At 31.6% G+C, this 17,686-nt stretch carries 18 protein-coding genes; 9 read left to right on the top strand and 9 right to left on the bottom strand.

Annotation, left to right across the window (positions count from 1 at the left end; translation table 11 throughout):
- Position 1 precedes the first annotated feature (1 nt).
- The 7 genes from ABRY23_08295 to ABRY23_08265 all read left to right on the top strand — a co-directional run bounded on the left by ABRY23_08295 (position 2) and on the right by ABRY23_08265 (position 3,290).
- Complete coding sequence (locus tag ABRY23_08295) at positions 2-619, top strand: YigZ family protein (protein ID MFA3783047.1); 618 nt, start codon at positions 2-4, stop codon at positions 617-619.
- A 130-nt stretch (positions 620-749) separates the two neighbouring features.
- The gene (locus ABRY23_08290) at positions 750-1,178 is read left to right on the top strand and encodes an Rrf2 family transcriptional regulator (protein MFA3783046.1); all 429 of its coding nucleotides are present in this window, start codon (positions 750-752) and stop codon (positions 1,176-1,178) included.
- A gap of 58 nt (positions 1,179-1,236) precedes the next feature.
- Positions 1,237-1,614 (top strand): DNA methyltransferase, encoded by a 378-nt coding sequence (locus ABRY23_08285; GenBank protein ID MFA3783045.1) that lies wholly within the window; start codon positions 1,237-1,239, stop codon positions 1,612-1,614.
- Entirely contained in the window at positions 1,607-2,485 is an 879-nt protein-coding gene (locus tag ABRY23_08280) for a site-specific DNA-methyltransferase (GenBank protein ID MFA3783044.1), read from the top strand. The genes ABRY23_08285 and ABRY23_08280 overlap by 8 nt, the downstream gene beginning before the upstream one ends.
- A gap of 10 nt (positions 2,486-2,495) precedes the next feature.
- Entirely contained in the window at positions 2,496-2,762 is a 267-nt protein-coding gene (locus ABRY23_08275) for an HNH endonuclease (GenBank protein ID MFA3783043.1), read from the top strand.
- Positions 2,763-2,847: 85 nt separating this feature from the next.
- Positions 2,848-2,973 carry a hypothetical protein gene (locus tag ABRY23_08270; protein MFA3783042.1) on the top strand — a complete coding sequence of 42 codons (126 nt, stop codon included), beginning with the start codon at positions 2,848-2,850 and terminating at the stop codon, positions 2,971-2,973.
- A 14-nt stretch (positions 2,974-2,987) separates the two neighbouring features.
- The gene (locus ABRY23_08265; GenBank protein MFA3783041.1) at positions 2,988-3,290 is read left to right on the top strand and encodes a hypothetical protein; all 303 of its coding nucleotides are present in this window, start codon (positions 2,988-2,990) and stop codon (positions 3,288-3,290) included.
- 63 nt (positions 3,291-3,353) lie between these two features.
- Here the strand turns inward: ABRY23_08265 and ABRY23_08260 are convergent, their stop codons facing one another.
- The 5 genes from ABRY23_08260 to lepA are packed head-to-tail and all read right to left on the bottom strand — an operon-like array spanning position 3,354 to position 9,335.
- Positions 3,354-3,797: a hypothetical protein gene (locus ABRY23_08260; GenBank protein ID MFA3783040.1), complete on the bottom strand. Its 444-nt coding sequence runs from the start codon at positions 3,795-3,797 to the stop codon at positions 3,354-3,356.
- Positions 3,798-3,829: 32 nt separating this feature from the next.
- A complete protein-coding gene (locus tag ABRY23_08255) occupies positions 3,830-4,477 on the bottom strand; it encodes an O-methyltransferase (GenBank protein ID MFA3783039.1) in 648 nt (215 codons plus the stop codon).
- 60 nt (positions 4,478-4,537) lie between these two features.
- On the bottom strand, positions 4,538-6,556 hold the full coding sequence (locus tag ABRY23_08250; GenBank protein ID MFA3783038.1) for a S8 family serine peptidase: 2,019 nt from the start codon (positions 6,554-6,556) through the stop codon (positions 4,538-4,540).
- A 49-nt stretch (positions 6,557-6,605) separates the two neighbouring features.
- Entirely contained in the window at positions 6,606-7,520 is a 915-nt protein-coding gene (lepB, locus tag ABRY23_08245) for a signal peptidase I (protein MFA3783037.1), read from the bottom strand.
- 12 nt (positions 7,521-7,532) lie between these two features.
- Positions 7,533-9,335 (bottom strand): translation elongation factor 4, encoded by a 1,803-nt coding sequence (lepA, locus tag ABRY23_08240; protein MFA3783036.1) that lies wholly within the window; start codon positions 9,333-9,335, stop codon positions 7,533-7,535.
- Positions 9,336-9,605: 270 nt separating this feature from the next.
- Here lepA and ABRY23_08235 point away from each other — a divergent pair, with 270 nt between their 5' ends.
- Positions 9,606-11,432: a PQQ-binding-like beta-propeller repeat protein gene (locus tag ABRY23_08235; protein MFA3783035.1), complete on the top strand. Its 1,827-nt coding sequence runs from the start codon at positions 9,606-9,608 to the stop codon at positions 11,430-11,432.
- 202 nt (positions 11,433-11,634) lie between these two features.
- On the top strand, positions 11,635-12,282 hold the full coding sequence (locus tag ABRY23_08230) for an HAD family hydrolase (GenBank protein MFA3783034.1): 648 nt from the start codon (positions 11,635-11,637) through the stop codon (positions 12,280-12,282).
- A 182-nt stretch (positions 12,283-12,464) separates the two neighbouring features.
- Here ABRY23_08230 and ABRY23_08225 read toward each other — a convergent pair whose 3' ends face one another.
- Genes ABRY23_08225 through ABRY23_08210 form a run of 4 tightly spaced genes read right to left on the bottom strand, consistent with a single transcriptional unit; the run spans position 12,465 to position 17,663 of the window.
- Positions 12,465-13,808: a hypothetical protein gene (locus ABRY23_08225; protein ID MFA3783033.1), complete on the bottom strand. Its 1,344-nt coding sequence runs from the start codon at positions 13,806-13,808 to the stop codon at positions 12,465-12,467.
- 56 nt (positions 13,809-13,864) lie between these two features.
- Positions 13,865-15,073: a murein hydrolase activator EnvC gene (locus tag ABRY23_08220; protein ID MFA3783032.1), complete on the bottom strand. Its 1,209-nt coding sequence runs from the start codon at positions 15,071-15,073 to the stop codon at positions 13,865-13,867.
- Complete coding sequence (locus ABRY23_08215; GenBank protein MFA3783031.1) at positions 15,067-15,852, bottom strand: DUF4292 domain-containing protein; 786 nt, start codon at positions 15,850-15,852, stop codon at positions 15,067-15,069. Before ABRY23_08215 ends, ABRY23_08220 begins: the two co-directional genes overlap by 7 nt.
- Positions 15,849-17,663, bottom strand: coding sequence for a tetratricopeptide repeat protein (locus ABRY23_08210; protein MFA3783030.1), 1,815 nt, complete (start codon positions 17,661-17,663; stop codon positions 15,849-15,851). The genes ABRY23_08215 and ABRY23_08210 overlap by 4 nt, the downstream gene beginning before the upstream one ends.
- Positions 17,664-17,686 lie beyond the last annotated feature (23 nt).

Here is a 17,686-nt window from a genome sequence, read left to right as displayed (position 1 = left end):
TATGATAGATAAAATTAAAGTTATTAAGAGAAAATCAGAATTTAAGTATAAAGAAAAGGGCTCTACATTTATAGGTATAGTTTTAGAAGCAGAAACTGAAGATAAAGCAATTGAGTTTCTTAACAACTGCAAAAAAAATTATTACGATGCTTCCCATATTTGTTACAGCTACAAAATAAGTCCAAATACAATTAAGTATTCTGACGCCAATGAACCTCGTGGGACAGCAGGAATCAGAATTTTAAATGCAATTAACCATTTTGGATTAACAAATATAATTTTGATAGTAGTTAGATATTTTGGTGGTATAAAATTAGGAGTTGGAAATCTTGGCAAAGCATATTATCACACTGCAATGGAAACCATTAAGGCTGCTGGAATAATCGAAAAGAAAACTTATAAGATGATAAATGTAGAATTTGAGTTTGAAGAGACCAAACTAATTCACCATATCTTAAACAAGTACAATACAATAATTGAAAAAATAGATTACACCCCTAAACCAAAAATTCACTTCTTGATTCAACCCTCTGAAATAGAAAGTCTAAAAAAAGACTTGGATAGTTCATTGAAATTAAATTATGCTATCAATGAATCAAATAAGATAGTATATCGGTGAAAATAAGCTTAGAATATGCAATAAAAAGCAACAATTATAACTTGACAAAAGGTTCTTTTTTAACTATGTTTATATTAAGATAATAAACTCCATAAATAAAAAACCACTATAAAATAAAGGAACAAAGTATATGATTTACACTAAAACTGGAGAATATGCAATCAGGGCAATATTATTCTTAGCCCGTCAACCGAAAGACAGCTTAATTATGTCTTCAGAAATTGCAAAATCTGAAGATATTCCTGCACATTATCTTGCTAAAATTTTACAAAGAATGGCTAAATACGGATATGTTGATTCCTTCAAGGGAAGGGGTGGTGGATTCAAAATTACTGAACTTGCCAAGAAAAGTTCAATTTTGGAAATTGTTGAGCGCATTGAGGGACCAGTAATAAATTTAAAATGTGTTACAGGTCTAAAAGAATGCTCTGACGAAAATCCATGTCCCTTACATGAAGAGTGGGCAGAGTTACGTAATAGAATTTACAATCTGATATCAAGCAAGTCTGTTCAAGAAGTTGCTGAAAGTTACACTGAAACTCTGCAAAAAATTAAGTAAACAAAAATTAACAGATGGTTCATTATTGTATTAATTTCTCTAATGAGAGGGGTTTTATTTGTATTCTTCTAAGAAATTTTACACAACAAGCTCACCAGAGGAAATTATCAATTTGTTCAGTTCAAAAAAGATTGACGAAGATTGGTCATTTGCTGAATATAAACCATCGGATACTGGCAAATGGACACATGATTACCATAGATACCCTGCCAAGTTTATTCCACAGTTGGTTGAAAAGTTAATCGATGAGTACGTTCCACATAAAGAAGCCCATATAAATGACCCCTTTATGGAGTGTGGAACTACTGTTGTCACAGCAATATCAAGGGGATTTAAAGCGAGTGGGACAGACATCAATAAAATTGCTTATCTGATTACAAAAGTAAAATCAACAGCGATAGAACCAATAGAAATAAGTGGGAATAAGAATGGATAGTAAATTGTATTTTAGCGAAAATGAGATATATATCTACAATGACGATGTCTTAACAACAAATTGTATCGATGAAAATACAATTGATTTAATTATAACTTCTCCCCCTTACAACGTTGATATTAAATACGCCTCTCATAACGACAAAATGGATTATAATGATTACTTAGATTTTACAAAAGAATGGCTGTTAAAATGTTATAAATTAGTAAAAAATGATGGGCGCTTTTGCCTAAATATCCCACTTGATAAAAATAAGGGTGGTCAGCAAAGCGTTTATGCCGACATTACAACAATTGCTAAACAAATAGGCTGGAAATATCATTCAACTATAATTTGGAATGAGCAAAATATTTCAAGGAGAACTGCTTGGGGTTCGTGGCTTTCTGCATCGGCACCTTATGTTATCGCACCAGTTGAGATGATTGTTATTTTTTATAAAAAAGAATGGGAAAAAAATAGTAAAGGAAGAAAATCTGATATTACAAAAGATGAATTTTTAGAATGGACTAATGGTGTATGGAATTTTACGGGTGAAAGTAAGAAAAGAGTTGGGCATCCTGCACCGTTCCCAGTGGAACTACCAAAAAGATGCATAAAATTATTTAGTTTTGTTGGGGATACAGTATTGGACCCTTTCATGGGTAGTGGTTCAACGCTTATTGCTTGTGCACAAACTGACAGAATAGGAATAGGAATTGATATTGAAATAAATTACTGCAAATTAGCAAAACAGAGGCTTATAAAAGAAGGGTTTATATACCAACTCAAATTTGAAAAATTAACTGTAATAAAAGATAATGCACAAGATTACAATACCGCTAAAAGTCAAAAAAAAAGATTTAACTCATGGTCCAGTAGTCGATTGGATTGAGGTCCAATATATGAAACTCTACAACAGAAAACCTCGTGACCCTTGGAGAACTATCAGGAACTTACATGAACAAGGTTTTTTAGTTAAAGTGAGGAAAGGAGTTTATCGTTACGAACCTAATGCTGTTAATCTGAAGGAATTAGAGGATTTTACTACTGAGCAAAAACTAGAAATTTTAAAAAGAGATGGCTATAAATGTGTGATATGTGGTAAGGGTAAAAAGGATGGAGTTGAATTACAAGTGGACCACATAAAGCCAAAATACTTGGGGGGGTAAATCTATCATCGGAAACGGTCAAACTTTATGTGCACAGCATAACTTTATTAAGAAGACACTAAAACAAACAGAGACGGGGAAAAAGATGTTTATTCATTTGTATGAACTTGCTAAAAGTGAAGGGAATCAAGAATTGTTAAAGTTCTGTGAAGATGTATTGGAAACTTATGAAAAACATCATATTAATGACCATATTGCTTGGGAAAAATAACCAAATGAGCACTTATGAATATATCTGACATTCTCATTTCTAAAAAGATAAATCCATTAAAAGTGGTATACAATGTCACCGCTCAGGAGATTTTACATTTGTTAAGCGATGCACTTAATGAATTTTCAATAAGCTTTGATTTATCAAAACTTTCTAAAAAAGAGTTAGAAAAAATCTTGTCGGATTACGCAGAAACAATTGAAATTTATCACTCAGAAAATTATCACCGGGAAAGAGCAACACTTTTAAGAAATGAGACAATACTTAGAAAGTATGGCCTAACAATCGAACAAATCAACAAGTTGGATTTTGTTTAATCTAGTAATCTATGCAATCCACAAGGCAAAAACTTATTTTCGTAAAAAAGAGATAGCCCAAGTTTAGGCTAACCCTCCCCTTTTCATTTCATTAAAATAAATTTTGACCCAAGCTAAATCATTACAAAGCTGATTTAGATTATTGAGACTTTCGTGTGAAAGCATTAAAAATTTATTTGAAAAAATCTCTCTTATAAAATCCGATGAGTAGCTTAGCATTTCTTCAAGCAAAACTTTTACTTTCGATATGTTTTCTAAGTATTCCCTTTCAATTGTTTTTAAATAACTTTCTTCTATTTTATCGTTACGACTTTTAGCAACTTTCAACAATCCAGAAATAAATTTTGCTGAAAAACTTAGTTCTTCTAATAAATCCATTTTACTATTTACTACCGCTATTTCTATAATGCGAGATAAGTCCTCCTTGTTGTTTATCTTATTACTAGATAACTCCTCAATAATTTTTAAAATATTATCAACTTTATCTTTATAATCATTCCTCTTCAAAATCATATCTCCTATAAATTAAAGACTCACAACTAATTTGCAATTTTAACGCCAATACCAATTCCATCTCCCACAGTTAATATTGTAGTTTTCAATAAATCACTTGAAGTAAACAGCTTATTAAATTCTCTAATGTATTTTGTTGTTCTCCTATATTTAGCAGGGACATTGGTGGAAGCAGCATAGCCATGCCATAACAAATTATCAACAAAAATTACCCCGCCTTTTTTTAACACCATCAAGGAATAAAAAAAGAGTTTTTCATAATCTTCTTTATCAGCATCTAAAAAAATGAAGTCATATTTTTCATCTAAGTGTGGAATAATATCAAGTGCATTACCTTCTAATATTCTTATGAAATTCGTTAATCTGGCTTTTTTAATATTCTCCTTAGCAATTTTAATGTTATCTTTGCTTTTCTCAATTGTATCAACAGCTGAACCTTTCCTCAAGCATTTTGCAATTCTGATAGATGAATATGCAATTGCAGTCCCAATTTCTAAAACTTTTTTAGGTTTATGGATCAATATCAGCTGCTCCATCAACTCAGCTGACATCCAATCTAATATTGGCACATTATTCTTATATGCATATTCTTCCATCTCCAAAATTAATGGGTCATTTGTTATTCTTAATCTTTGTAAGTAATTAATTTGATTTGAGTAAATAATTCTTGGCATCAAGAACCTCTTGATTATTCAGTTACTTTATTTTCACAATGTTTATTTTGCATTACAAGACTATTTTAAATACATCATTTTTTTAGCAATAAAAGTGTTGTCAGATTTCAAGCAATAGAAATATACACCGCTTGCCGTAAAATTATTAGAATCTGTTTTCCCATCCCAATAAACAATATTTTTCCCTTGCCGAACTACACCGGAAAATAGTTTTTTAATCTCCTGTCCAAGCACATTATACACAATTATTTCAACATAAGAATTATTAGGCAAACTAAATTCTATAGCTGTTTTCCCGTTAAAAGGATTGGGATAGTTTTGACTTAATAAAAAAGTCTGCGGTATTGGTTCAGTTGTAATTACTTCATCAGTCTTTTCAACGCTTAAATTACCGTAAGTAAACTTAAATGAACCTTCTGAAGGTTCATAGATTAAAATTCCTTTATTGTTCTTATAGCTAAATGAAAAATTAATTTTCTCTCCGTTGTTATATGAAGGGAAATTAAAGTTATATTTCATTTTTCCATCAAAGGTACATATATCTTCTTTTACAACTCCATCGTTAGCCATATACATTATTTTTACAGATTGAGGTTGAATTCCATTTGAATCCACAAATATTTTATGAACTGTGTAAATATTGTTCTCAAAACTTAAATTTGGAAAAGTTACAGCACGTAAAGCAGAAACAATTCCAAAACCAATTTCATTATTTGGGGTAGAATAATTGCTTGCAGTTTGGATTAAAGTTTGTCTTACTTGTTCATTGCTTAAGTAAGGGAAAGTAGAGAGAAGCATTGCAGCAATTCCAGCAGCAATAGGACAGGAATAAGAAGTACCTGAGCCGAAAGTATATCCACCACCAGAAATGGCATGATAAACGCTTGTGCCTTGAGCAACAAGTTCAGGTTTTATTCTGCCATCGTAAGTGGGCCCAAAACTGCTAAAATTTGCTTTTTGACCTTCAGGTGTTACTGCACCTACTGCCAATATTTTGTAAGCATCAGCTGGAGCTGTAATATAATGCCATTTTGTACCGCCTTCATTTCCCGCCGCATCAAAAGTAACCACACCACGTTGAAAAGCTAGATTAGCTGCTTTAGTAACGATTGTTGTATTGCCATTCATATCACTATATGAATATGAACTTTCACCAGGATCAAATATGCTGTAACCTAAAGAACTTGTGGTTATATCCACACCCATATTTTCCATCCATTCAAGTGCAGCTGCATAATTATCCTCTTCAATGTGGGTTTCCGATGCAATATTTTCTGTTTTTGCTAAGATAAAAGTTGAACCGTAAGCCGGACCTATGATATTGTCTAGGTCATATCCAGCTAAAATAGAAAAAACACCTGTGCCATGATTATCCTGACCATCAATGTCACCAGATTGGTTAGCTGTAACTGAATCGCCTTGAACAAAATCGTATTCCGCGATTACATGTAAATTCATTAATGCCTTGTTATCTTTCCATCTAAATCCAGAATCGAGTATTCCTATTATCACACCTTGACCATTTATTCCTAAATCATGAACTGCTGGGATATCAGATAAATTGTATTGTGCAAAAGAAGGACCGTAATTGCTACGATAGTTTTTCTTCAATCTTTCGTAAGATTGATTTGTTATACTTTCACCAATACTGTCCTTTATTTCTTGTTTCTCCATGCTGTCATTAAAAAAGGAAAGAATTTTTACAGGCACTACTTTTTTGACAAAAGAGAATTTTTGCAATTCTAAAATTTCTTTCTCGGTCAAATAAGCCGTAACAGCATTAAACCACTTTAACTTATGAATTATTTTTATGCCGAGTGCTTCAATTCCTTTAATATATGTTTCTTCAAGAGGAATATCCTCATAAGTAATAAAATCTTCGCCCATTACTTTTTTTCTTCGCTCAATGCACCTTGACGTAAGCTGTTTGGTTGCGCCAATATACTTAGCAGAAGTTTTTAACAAAGCAGTTTGTGGAAGTGCTCCTTTATCATTAAAATAAATAAAATATTTTACCTGAGAGATTGAGTAAGAAGATAAACAAAAATAAATTGTGAAAAATATTATTGCTTTCTTCATTGAGAGACAAAGCCTAATAAAATTGAAAAAATTAAGTAATGTTGAACAATTAATGCACTAATTTTGCAATTCTTCCAATCCTAACTGAAGCGAGCAATCTAAAAAAGTCTGAAAAAGGAATTGAAGGGTCCCATGACCAATAAATCATAAGGGCTTCACCAATTATTTTGTCGCGTGGAACGAATCCCCAAAATCTACTATCAGCACTATCATCTCTGTTATCGCCCATCATAAAATAATAATCTTGTTTAATCTGGTAATACTGAGCTACTTTACCATCGATATAAACTTTATCGCCGTCGGTGGTAACTACATAACGATTGTAATCCCTGTTAATTATTGCTCTATACTTTTCTATATTATCAGGGGAAAGTCTAATATATTCACCCTTTTTAGGAATAATTAAAGGTCCGTAATTATCCTGGTTCCAACCGCTGCCGGCAGGAAATATTTTCGGATCAACCATATCCTTAGGATAAATAAATGAGTTTAGATATTGAATATTTGGAGGTATTGGCGCTTCTTTGCCATTAATAAAAACTACTTTATTTCTTATCTCTAAAGTATCGCCTGGTAAAGCAATACATCTTTTTACGTAATTCATTATTTCTGATGAATGCAATTGATCTCTATCGCCAGGGTATTCAAAAACAACAATATCTCCTCTTTTAGGTTCACGGATTGCCGGCAGTTGAAAATAAGGGATTTGTATATTTGTAAATGGTATGTTACGCGGTGATGATGAGCCATAAATAAATTTGTTAACAAATAAGAAATCCCCGACCAAAATTGTTCTTTCCATCGAACCAGTTGGTACTCTCGATGTTTCTATTACAAATGTTTTTAACAGAAAAGCTGCTATGGCTGCAAAAAATAAGTTTTTGATGAATTCAATTGTCTTTTGTTTAGGTGTTTTGGGAAGTTTCTTTTTAGTTTCTTGATTAGTTTTGATGTTGTTAGTCATTTGATACCTTTTTTATTCTTCAATTTGTAAGACTGCTAAAAAAGCTTCTTGTGGAATTTCTACGTTGCCTACTTGTTTCATTCGTTTTTTGCCTTCCTTTTGTTTTTCAAGCAGTTTTCTTTTACGCGTGATATCACCACCATAACACTTTGCTAACACATTTTTCCGCAGTGCTTTAATATTAGTTCTTGCAATAACTTTACTTCCTATTGCGGCTTGTACTGCAATTTCAAATAATTGACGCGGAATTAACTCTTTCAGCTTAGAAGTTACCTTCCTACCCCAATCGTAAGCTTTCTTTTCATGAACTATAATTGAAAGAGCATCAACTTTTTCGTTGTTAAGTAAAATGTCAAGTTTAACTAAATCAGATTGTCTGTATCCAATAAATTCATAGTCGAACGATGCGTAGCCACGTGAGATTGATTTTAATTTATCATAAAAATCAAAAATTATTTCTGATAAAGGAAATTCAAATTCCAAGTCGGCTCTTGTTGGATCAATATAAGTAGTATTTATATAAATACCTCTTTTTTCAATTGCAAGTTGCATTAAGTTTCCGACATATTCACTTGGTGTAACTATCTGTGCTTTTACGTATGGTTCTTCTATATGATCAATTTCACCTGCTGGGGGCATTTCTGCTGGGTTATCTACAATAATTTTTTGTCCCTTTTTATTAAAGACCCAGTATTCAACGTTGGGAAGTGTTGTTACTATAGATTGGTTAAATTCTCTTTCAAGTCTCTCCTGAACAATTTCCATGTGGAGCATTCCCAAAAAGCCGCATCTAAAACCAAATCCAAGCGCAGCTGAGGTTTCTGGAGTAAAAAATAATGCTGAATCATTTAATCTGTACTTTTCTAAAGCTTCACGTAAGTCTTCAAAATCGTCAGAATTAGTAGGATACAAACCGCTGTATACCATAGGTTTAATCTCTTTGTAACCAGGCAATGGTTCTTTTGCACCATTTTTTGCGTGAGTTATAGTGTCTCCGACTTTAGTATCGTGAACATCTTTAACACCTGCAATAAGGTATCCCGCATCGCCTGCTCTCAGTTCACCAGTTCTCACCCTGCCCAGCCTTAAAATCCCTATTTCTTCTGCGATGAATTCTTTACCACTTGCAAAAAACTTTATTTGTTCTTTTTCTTTTATTATTCCATTAAAAACTCTAATATATGCAACAGCACCTCTATACGAATCAAAGATTGAATCAAAAATTAAAGCTTGGAGCGGTGCATTTTCGTCGCCTTTAGGTGGTGGTATGCGTTTTACAATTGCTTCTAATATTTGGTCAATCCCTTGACGCATTTTAGCACTGGCTAAAATTATATCTGTTTCTTTGCAGCCAATCAAGTCAATGATTTGATGCTTAACTGTATCAATCATTGCACTTGGTAGGTCTATTTTGTTTATGACAGGAATTATTTCTAAGCCAGCATCAATTGCCATATATAAATTACTTATCGTCTGAGCTTCTACACCTTGTGCGGCATCAACAACTAAAATGGCTCCTTCACAAGCAGCTAAGGACCTTGAAACTTCATAAGAAAAGTCTACATGTCCAGGCGTGTCAATCAAATTTAATGTATACACAACATTATCATTAGCGCTATACTTCATTTGAATGGCGTGGGATTTGATTGTAATACCCCTTTCACGTTCCAAATCCATTGTATCTAATAACTGCGCCTTTGCTTCTCTTTCTGTTACTGTATGAGTAAATTCTAACAATCCATCTGCAATAGTAGATTTACCATGATCTATGTGTGCTATTATACAAAAATTGCGTATGTTGTTCGAAGATCCCACTTTTATAGATTCTTTCCTAAGAGTAAAACTTTTTTAAAAAATTCGTGCAAAATATAGGAATAAGCACCTGCATAAACAATTTTGGACAGAAAAAGTGCACCTATGATTCGCAAGTTAATTGAAGCCAATATATAATAATAGTTCTACTTACAATAAAATTATATATCTAAGATTCTTTTTAATCCAGATTTTTCCAATGACAAATTTGGGTGAAGAAATCTTTTGTACCCAATCACTAACATTTTTGTTAATTTTAAAGAAAAAATTTTTATGAAAAATTTAATTCTCATTTTTTTTGTATTTGCATCATTTACTTTCTCTCAATCAGTAAAATTCGTGTTTCTTTCAAACATAGGAATTTCCAATACTAACATTGAATTAGCAAAATCAGTCTTTGATTCAGTTAATTCTAATAATGACATAAATTTTATAGTAATTTCAGGTAATTTAACTAAGGACCAACAGTCGAATGAATTTAAGCTGCTCAATGAGCTTGTTTCCAAGTCTAAGATACCAGTTTACCTTATACCTGGTATAGATGAGACTTTTAGATTAGGTGATACATGGTTAAATTATTTTCTAGAGGTATCCGATGACAGATTTTCTTTTGAGAAAGATGGATTTGTTTTTATAGGTTTTAATCCTAATGTACCCTTTAGAAAAATTTATTACTTTACTAATGATATACTCGTTTGGCTGGAAAAACAGTTATCAACTTACTCGTTGGATAAGGAAAAATATATTTTTTTACCTGAAGATGTTAAAACTAAGTGCCTTAATTGGAATAAATTTATTTCGTTAATAGAGAAGAAAAACGTAAAGTTGCTTTTATTTGGAGGGAAAGGTACTGTAGAATTTTTCAGCGAAGACGGCATAAGAGCATTTCAAAATAATGACGGCTTTATACTTCAAAAAAACAAGATTGGCTTTAACATAATTAAGACAAACAAAGATTCCGTTATTTTTTATCAAAAAGAATTAGGCAAGAAGGAGCAAATTGTTAATACATTCGATAAAAGTGTTCAAATAAATACTTCAAAAATTTATAACCAAGAATTAACAAATGACTCAACAAAAATTGAATTACAAGAAGAATACAATTCCACACTTTACTCTGGCTTAACGTATTGGAATGGGAAAATTTATTTTGCCACCCAAGAAGGAATTGTTAATTGTATTGATTCTGTTGGTAAATTTTTATGGGATTACGATTCATATGGAAATATTTTTAGTAAACCTGTAATAGCTGATGGTATATTAGCTGACATAACATATCAAGGTGATCTCTTTTCCATAAGTGCTATAACTGGCGAGCCAATTCAATCTATTGGTTTTGATGACCAATTTACATCGGATATATTGTTAATTAACTATTCTGGTTCAAAAGAGTTAATGATGCCAAAGTTAACAAAATCCAAAGCAGCATTGGTTTTTGGTTCCTTATCAGGAAAAGTTTATTGTTATGACTTGGAAACTTTACAAGAATACTGGGTAAATTCTTCAGCAAAAGGTTCTATTATTTCTCCATTATTAGAGTATAACAATAAAATTTATTTTATAAGCAGAGACGGCTTTTTATATTGCATTGATTCCCGTGATGGAATTTTAATTTGGAGATGGAAACCATCAAGAGATATTGACGTAATAGACCAAACTTTAATTACTAATGGCAAGAACTTATTTGTCGTTACTTCAAATAACGTTTTATACTCTATTGACATGTTATTAGGCAAATACACATGGGAAAAAGACAAACTAAACGTTTTGGCATCTGTTGGCATTTCAACAGATAAAAAAAGAATATACGTAAAAAGTGAACTTAATAAAATATACATACTTTCTTCTGAAACAGGAGTGATTTTAAAGGATGCCAAATTTGAACTTGGTTTTGATTATTATCCAACGCCTATCCTAAATACTGATGAAGCAACATTGTTTTCATCCAAAGGCAGTATTTATACAATGGATAATAAATACAATATCAAAAAGTTGATAACAACTGGCTTTGCACCCATTAATCAAATCACAAAAATTGGACAAAGCAAATTTCTTACCTCAGACTTAGATTGTCAGATAATAATTTTAACAACACAATAAAAGCGCTTATATCGGAAGCAAAAAATTATCTCACCAATAATTTTTGTATAGAATAAGAACTAAGAGATATTTTTGTAAATCTGATTTTTGGCATGTTAGGTTATACTATAAAAACATGATATGTTAACAAATCAATATTATTCTCCTAAACTTCCTTTTTCATTAAATTTGTTACTCGTAAAAAGTAAAAATTGAGAACCAAATGAGAAATTTTGATGCATTTATTTTCGACATTGATGGGACATTAACATCAACAAACGAATTAATTTTTGCTTCATTTAATCATGTAGCAGAGAAATACTTAAACAAAAAATTTACCAACGAAGAAATAATTTCATTATTTGGACCAAGCGAAGAAGTAATACTTAAAAGCTGGATGAAAGATTATTTTGAAGAAGCGAAAAAGGATTATTATAATTTTTATTCGAGTAAGCATAGTGAAATGGTCGATGTTTACCCTGGCATAATTGAAGTAATACGCTTAATTAAATCAAAAGGACTACCTCTGGCAATATTCACAGGCAAAGGTAAAAAGACCACCGAGATTACATTAAAATTTATTGAAGTTGACCAATACTTCGATATGATAATTACCAGCGATGATGTAAAAGAACATAAACCTTCTCCAGAAGGAATAAATAAGTTTATAGACCATTTTAACTTACAGCGAAGCAGAGTATTAATGATTGGCGATTCACCTGCAGATATTTTGGCCTCTAAAAAGGCGGGCATTAAAATTGCAAGTGTAGTGTGGGATAGTTATGCAAAAGATGAAGTACTTTCAATGGACAGCGATTATATTTTTTACACCGTAGATGAGTTAAAAGAGTTCGTCAAGAAAAATATTTAACCCAAATTTTCCACCAGCATGCTGGCAGGTTAGGAAAATTGGAATCCACCACTTCGTGGGTGGATTCCCACACTTCATGATTTGCCCTTCGGATCGACAAGCTGTAACTAATGTAGGTTAAAACAAGTATTTATAATGAATTTTAGAATGTTAATTTTCTTTATACTATTATGTCATCTCTACTAAAAATCTAAAGGATAGTAAAATGAAATTCTTGGCTCTACCCTTTTTTGGGGTTTATATCCAATAATGTTTTTATTCTCATCTCTAACCGGAGTATAAGTCCAATAATAGACCATCGAAAGAACAATATAATTCATCACTCTGTATCCAAGTTCTGAGTAAAAGTAAGAGCGTTCATCAAGCTTAAAAATGTCTGAAAAGTTTCTAACTGCTGTTTTATCGTAACCAGCCCTGAAAATATAAGGGAAATCAGTTGGAGCAATTTGGGTGTACAAATGAAGTATTCCGCTTTCGGCAACATTATCTAATTTTTGAAAACTACCTAACACATTAAACAATCCCAAAACATTAGCATACAACTCGCCATAATAGCCATTAGACTGATTAACTGCTTCTTTTAATTGTTGGATTTTGCTTTTAACAATTCCATTTGTTTTATCTAAATTAAATCTTTCTATTTCATAAAGAGAATTAAAATACGAAGGGATATAATTATTGCCATTAAATCTTCTTTCCAAGCGAGCTTTCACATCGGCCAAACCAATGCCTTTCAAGTTCAACATCAATCCAATTGCTGCGCCGCTGCCAAACTTTATAATTTTTGTGGCATCAAAGTACGCATCTAAATAAGCAACACTGCTATGAACTATTGGAAATCCAACATCAACACTTACTAACGTAACACCTCCTTCGTCAATTGTTGGAATAAAACTTCCTGTGTTAAAATCATAATTACCAGCAAGTACACCAGCATTTTTATCTTGGTCACTTGCAATTGTTAACCCCACTTCCAAGTTTCCAATAATAGGAGTGTATAATAGGCCAGTAAAATGCATCGGCTTAATAAAGCCTCTAACACCTATAAGGCCAGCTTGACCAAAATTGCTATAGACGGATTCAAAGCCAAAGTCATTAAAATCTGCATCGAACTCTAAGCCAACCTTTTTAGAATCAAAACTTGGACTATTGTTATACATGTACATAATATTTCCATATCCAAGTGTTGCATAATCTAAGCTTCCTAATCTAACATATAGCGGGTCGCCCTTTTTGCCATATCTTATATATCTTAATATGCTTAAGTAATCAGAAAATTCATTAAAATTTTCTTCTCGTAATTTACCATCTGGGGTATACTCCAGATGAAGGTCCAAACCTATACCAATATTATTAAATTGAATTTCTGGGAAAAGTCTTAAACCGTAATTTGGAGCACCGTTAATCCAAATTATACCTAAACCGCCTTGCATTAAAGCTTCATCCTGATGCAGTTGGTAGAATTGTGCATTAGAATTAAAATAGAATACTATAACAAACAGTGCAATTTTTTTTAGCATGAGCATTTTAACTTTTTGTTAGTAATATTTTCGGTAAAGATAAAAAATTTAGACTGCACAAATTATTTTTTAGTAAGCCAGGTTTCAGGATTTTGAAAATTTCGTTCGTTCCATATTTCAAAATGCAGAATATTACCTTCTAAGCTATCACTTACTTCACCCAGCAATGTACCAGCTTCCACTTCATCGCCTTCAGAAACTTTTATATCTATTAAATGCCCATAGACAGTTCTAAATTCACCTTTGTGAGTTATTATTAAAACACTGCCATAGCCGGGTATCCAATCAATTGCAGATACTATCCCATTTGCAACAGCATAAACTTCTTCATTGCCTTTCACGTTAACATCTATTCCATAATTAAGAGTTATTGTATTCAGCCTCTCATTTTTATTTTCACCAAATTTTCTAACAATCTTACCGCTTTTTACAGGCCAATTTAATTTGCCTTTTAAGTCAGCAAAGCTGGTCAGTTTATCATAATCATAATAAGAGCTATAACTTGGATTTGTTATTTTCTTTTCCAAAAAGTTTGATTTTTGTTTCCTCTCTTTTTCAATTAAGCGTGCTATAATACTTTTTATTTCAATTTCAGCTTTTCTTTTATCTGCTATTTCACTTGATATAGCAGATTGATCATTTCTAAGCATTTCAATTATTTTTTTCCTTTGTGTTTCCTTCTCATGAAGTAACGATTGTTCTTTCTGCTTTTGTGCAATGTAAGCTTCTTTTTCTAACAGTTCTTTATTTAATTTCTCCATTAAATTACCCAATAACTTTTTGCTACTTTTCAAATTATCTACTGTCTCTTTACTTTTTGCGCTTATGTAATTCAAATACTTATAACGAATTAATGTTTGATTAAAAGAAGAAGAATTGAAAAAGTAGCTTAGAAAGGGTAATCCCATATTCTTATATAACCAAACAATGTATTTACTATAATTTTTCTGGAGATTGTTAATTCTTTGATTTACGGAATCAATACTTAATTGAGTAAGTTCTATATCTTTTTGCTTTGAGTTTTCTTCGTGGATAAGCTTATTTATAAGTTTATTAAGCAATAAGTTTTGATAAGAAATTTTCTCAAGCACCTGTAAAGATTCTTTTTCTTTTTGAGATTTTGATTTTAATTCAGATTCTAAAGCGGATATTTTTTCTCTTAATTCCCTAAGTTCAATATTTTTTGTCCTGAGTGAATCATTAATCTGCGAAAAGAAAGATTGCTGAATAACAAGAACGAATATTAAGGCAATATTTCTTTTCTTTACCATTCTATTCGTTTTACATCTGGTGGCAGTTCGATTTTTAAGTTTTCAACATTTTGGTTAACAGAGATATTCCGGTATTCAATGACAAGTTTTTGATTTTTTTCTTTATAGTTTAATAAAATATTATATGGCAAAGGCACTTGGTCAAAATCTTTAAAGTTGCTGTAAACACCTTCTAAAACTAAATCAGAAGGCATATTTACTATTTTGTAATCTCGAATTGATAAATTATCGCTTTGTACAACATAAATATATTCTCTGTTGTAAAGGCTGTCTAAATAAGACAATTTATAAAAGCTTGATTCAGCTTGGTATTTATCGGGCTCACGTCTAAGTTTATCAGTTAAGTTAACAGATCCGATTAATGCATCTATAAGTTCATCAAAACTGATATCCACTTTTAGTATTTGTTTAATTACATCTTCTTCCAGTTTGCCTGTGAATAATCTATTATTAATAACATCATAAAATTGAAAAGTATTGTTAGTTATTAATGATTGAGCAAGGTCAATCCCAAATGGTCCAAAAAAAGAGACTTTTACAGAGTCGGGCTTTTTAATTAACACTTCAAAATTACTTTTAGCATTTAACAGAGGTGTTTCGATTGAAAGTACGCCAGTACCTCGAAAAGTTTTTATTTGACGTCGATTTGCCTCTAATTTTTTCACTAATCTATCTGAAGATAAGATTAGTTCTTCTTTAATTGGTTTAGAAGGTACACACGCTTGAAGCACTATAATAATTAACAGAGGAAATATTGTATAAATATTTTTTTTATTCACAAGCTACCTTTATCTATTTTTTCTTTTAAATTTTCTATGCTTGGGTCGAGCTCAAGTGCTTTTTGCCAGTTTTTAATAGCTTTATCTTTTTCACCAAGTTTAAAATATACATCACCCAAGTGGTCGAAAACTGTACCACTTTTATCATCAATTGAAATTGACTTTTCAATGTATTGTTTCGCTTTTAAATAGTCACCTTTCTTAAAATAAATCCATCCAAAAGTATCTAAGTAAGATGAATTGTTAGGCTCTGCCTCCAAAGATTTTTTTGACATTTCAAATGCTTTATCGAGGTCTTTGCCGCGTACAGAAAGTGAATAAGCATAATTGTTCAAGATTAGCGCGTTGTTAGAGTCAACAGAAAGAGCATTTGCATATAAAGAGTCTGAAATGTTATACATTTTTCTGCTTTCATAAATTAAAGCAGCAATACTAATAGCCTGAAGATTTTTGGGGTCAATTGCAAGAGCTTTATTTAAATAAATTAATGCATCATCTTCTTTTTTAAGTTGGTTAAGAGTAAACCCCATTGCAATAAGCGCCATTAGGTCATTAGATTTTATTTTAAGAGCTCTATCAAGATAAACCTCAGCTTTCGAATATTGATTATCTTGGGAAAGAGATAATCCGTAAATTAAATTAATTGTAAAATCATTAGGAAACTTATCAATTGCCACTGACATCTGTTCAATAGCTTCTTTATATTTGCCTTTATCGAAAAGTAATCCGCCTAATCGGCTCCACAGTTGCGAATTCCATTCAGCTAATTTAACAGCAACTTTAAAATAATTTATTGCCGAGGTGTCATCTTTTTCTCTAATGGCAATTTCTCCAAGATATGCATTCACCTGCCAGTCAACTGTATCTTTATTAATCTCTTGAAAAATCTCTTTGGCCAACTTTAAATTGGTTGAGTCTTGTTGAACTGCAAAAAAGAATGAGGAGCCTATCTGAAACTTTTTCTCGAAAGGAATATTTTTATTTTTTATAATTTGCAAATAAGTATTGCAGGCCAATTCATAATTGCCTTCTGTCATGTAAGCTTGAGCTTTTAATTCCATAAGGTCATTATCATCCGGAAAGCTAGATAGTTGTTCATTTATTATCTTAATCGCATCCTTCGTTTTTTTAGTTTTTATATAAGATGAGACTAACATTTTAGTTAAATTAAGATTGGAGGGATCTAATTTAAGCAGGTCCTCTACAGTTTTAATAGTAGCATCAATATTGCCAAGACGCTCATTTAAATCTGCAATTCGAACAAGTAAGTTCCAATCGGGCCCAACCATTTTTAACAATTTTTCGTAAATCTCTAAAGCTTGAGCTGGTTTATTTACCTCATATTGTTCAGCTAAGCCATAATAAGATTGAAGATTTGCAGAATCAATTGAAATAATTTTTTGATAATAAACAGCAGCAGAATCTGGCACATGTGCAGCAGAATATATTGTAGCAAGCAAAAATAAAAATTCAGTATTACGAGGTGAAAGCTTTACGGCTTTTTCTGATGAACTAAGTGCATTGGATAGCTTATTTAATTTATAATAAACTTTGCCTAAAGAATAAAAAATGCCTGCTGCATTAGAATCATAACTTAATGCTTCTTGATATAATTTAGCAGCTCGTTCAAGGTATCCTTCTTGTTCATTAATTGACGCATCAATAAACTTACTTAAAGCAATTTTTTTCGAATCAGTTACAGTAATTGAATTATTTTTATATGAGTTGGCATCGTAGTGCTCATTTGTTACATCTGCTGTGGCACAACCAACTACGCTTATTAAGATTAGTATGTATAGAATGTTTCTCATTGATTATTTGTTAAAATCGTTCG

This window comes from Melioribacteraceae bacterium 4301-Me (genome assembly GCA_041538185.1).
Taxonomy (GTDB): Bacteria; Bacteroidota; Ignavibacteria; order Ignavibacteriales; family Melioribacteraceae; genus Pyranulibacter; species Pyranulibacter aquaticus.
Note: the sequence above shows the minus strand (reverse complement) of the source record. Positions and strands in the feature narration are given on the sequence as shown.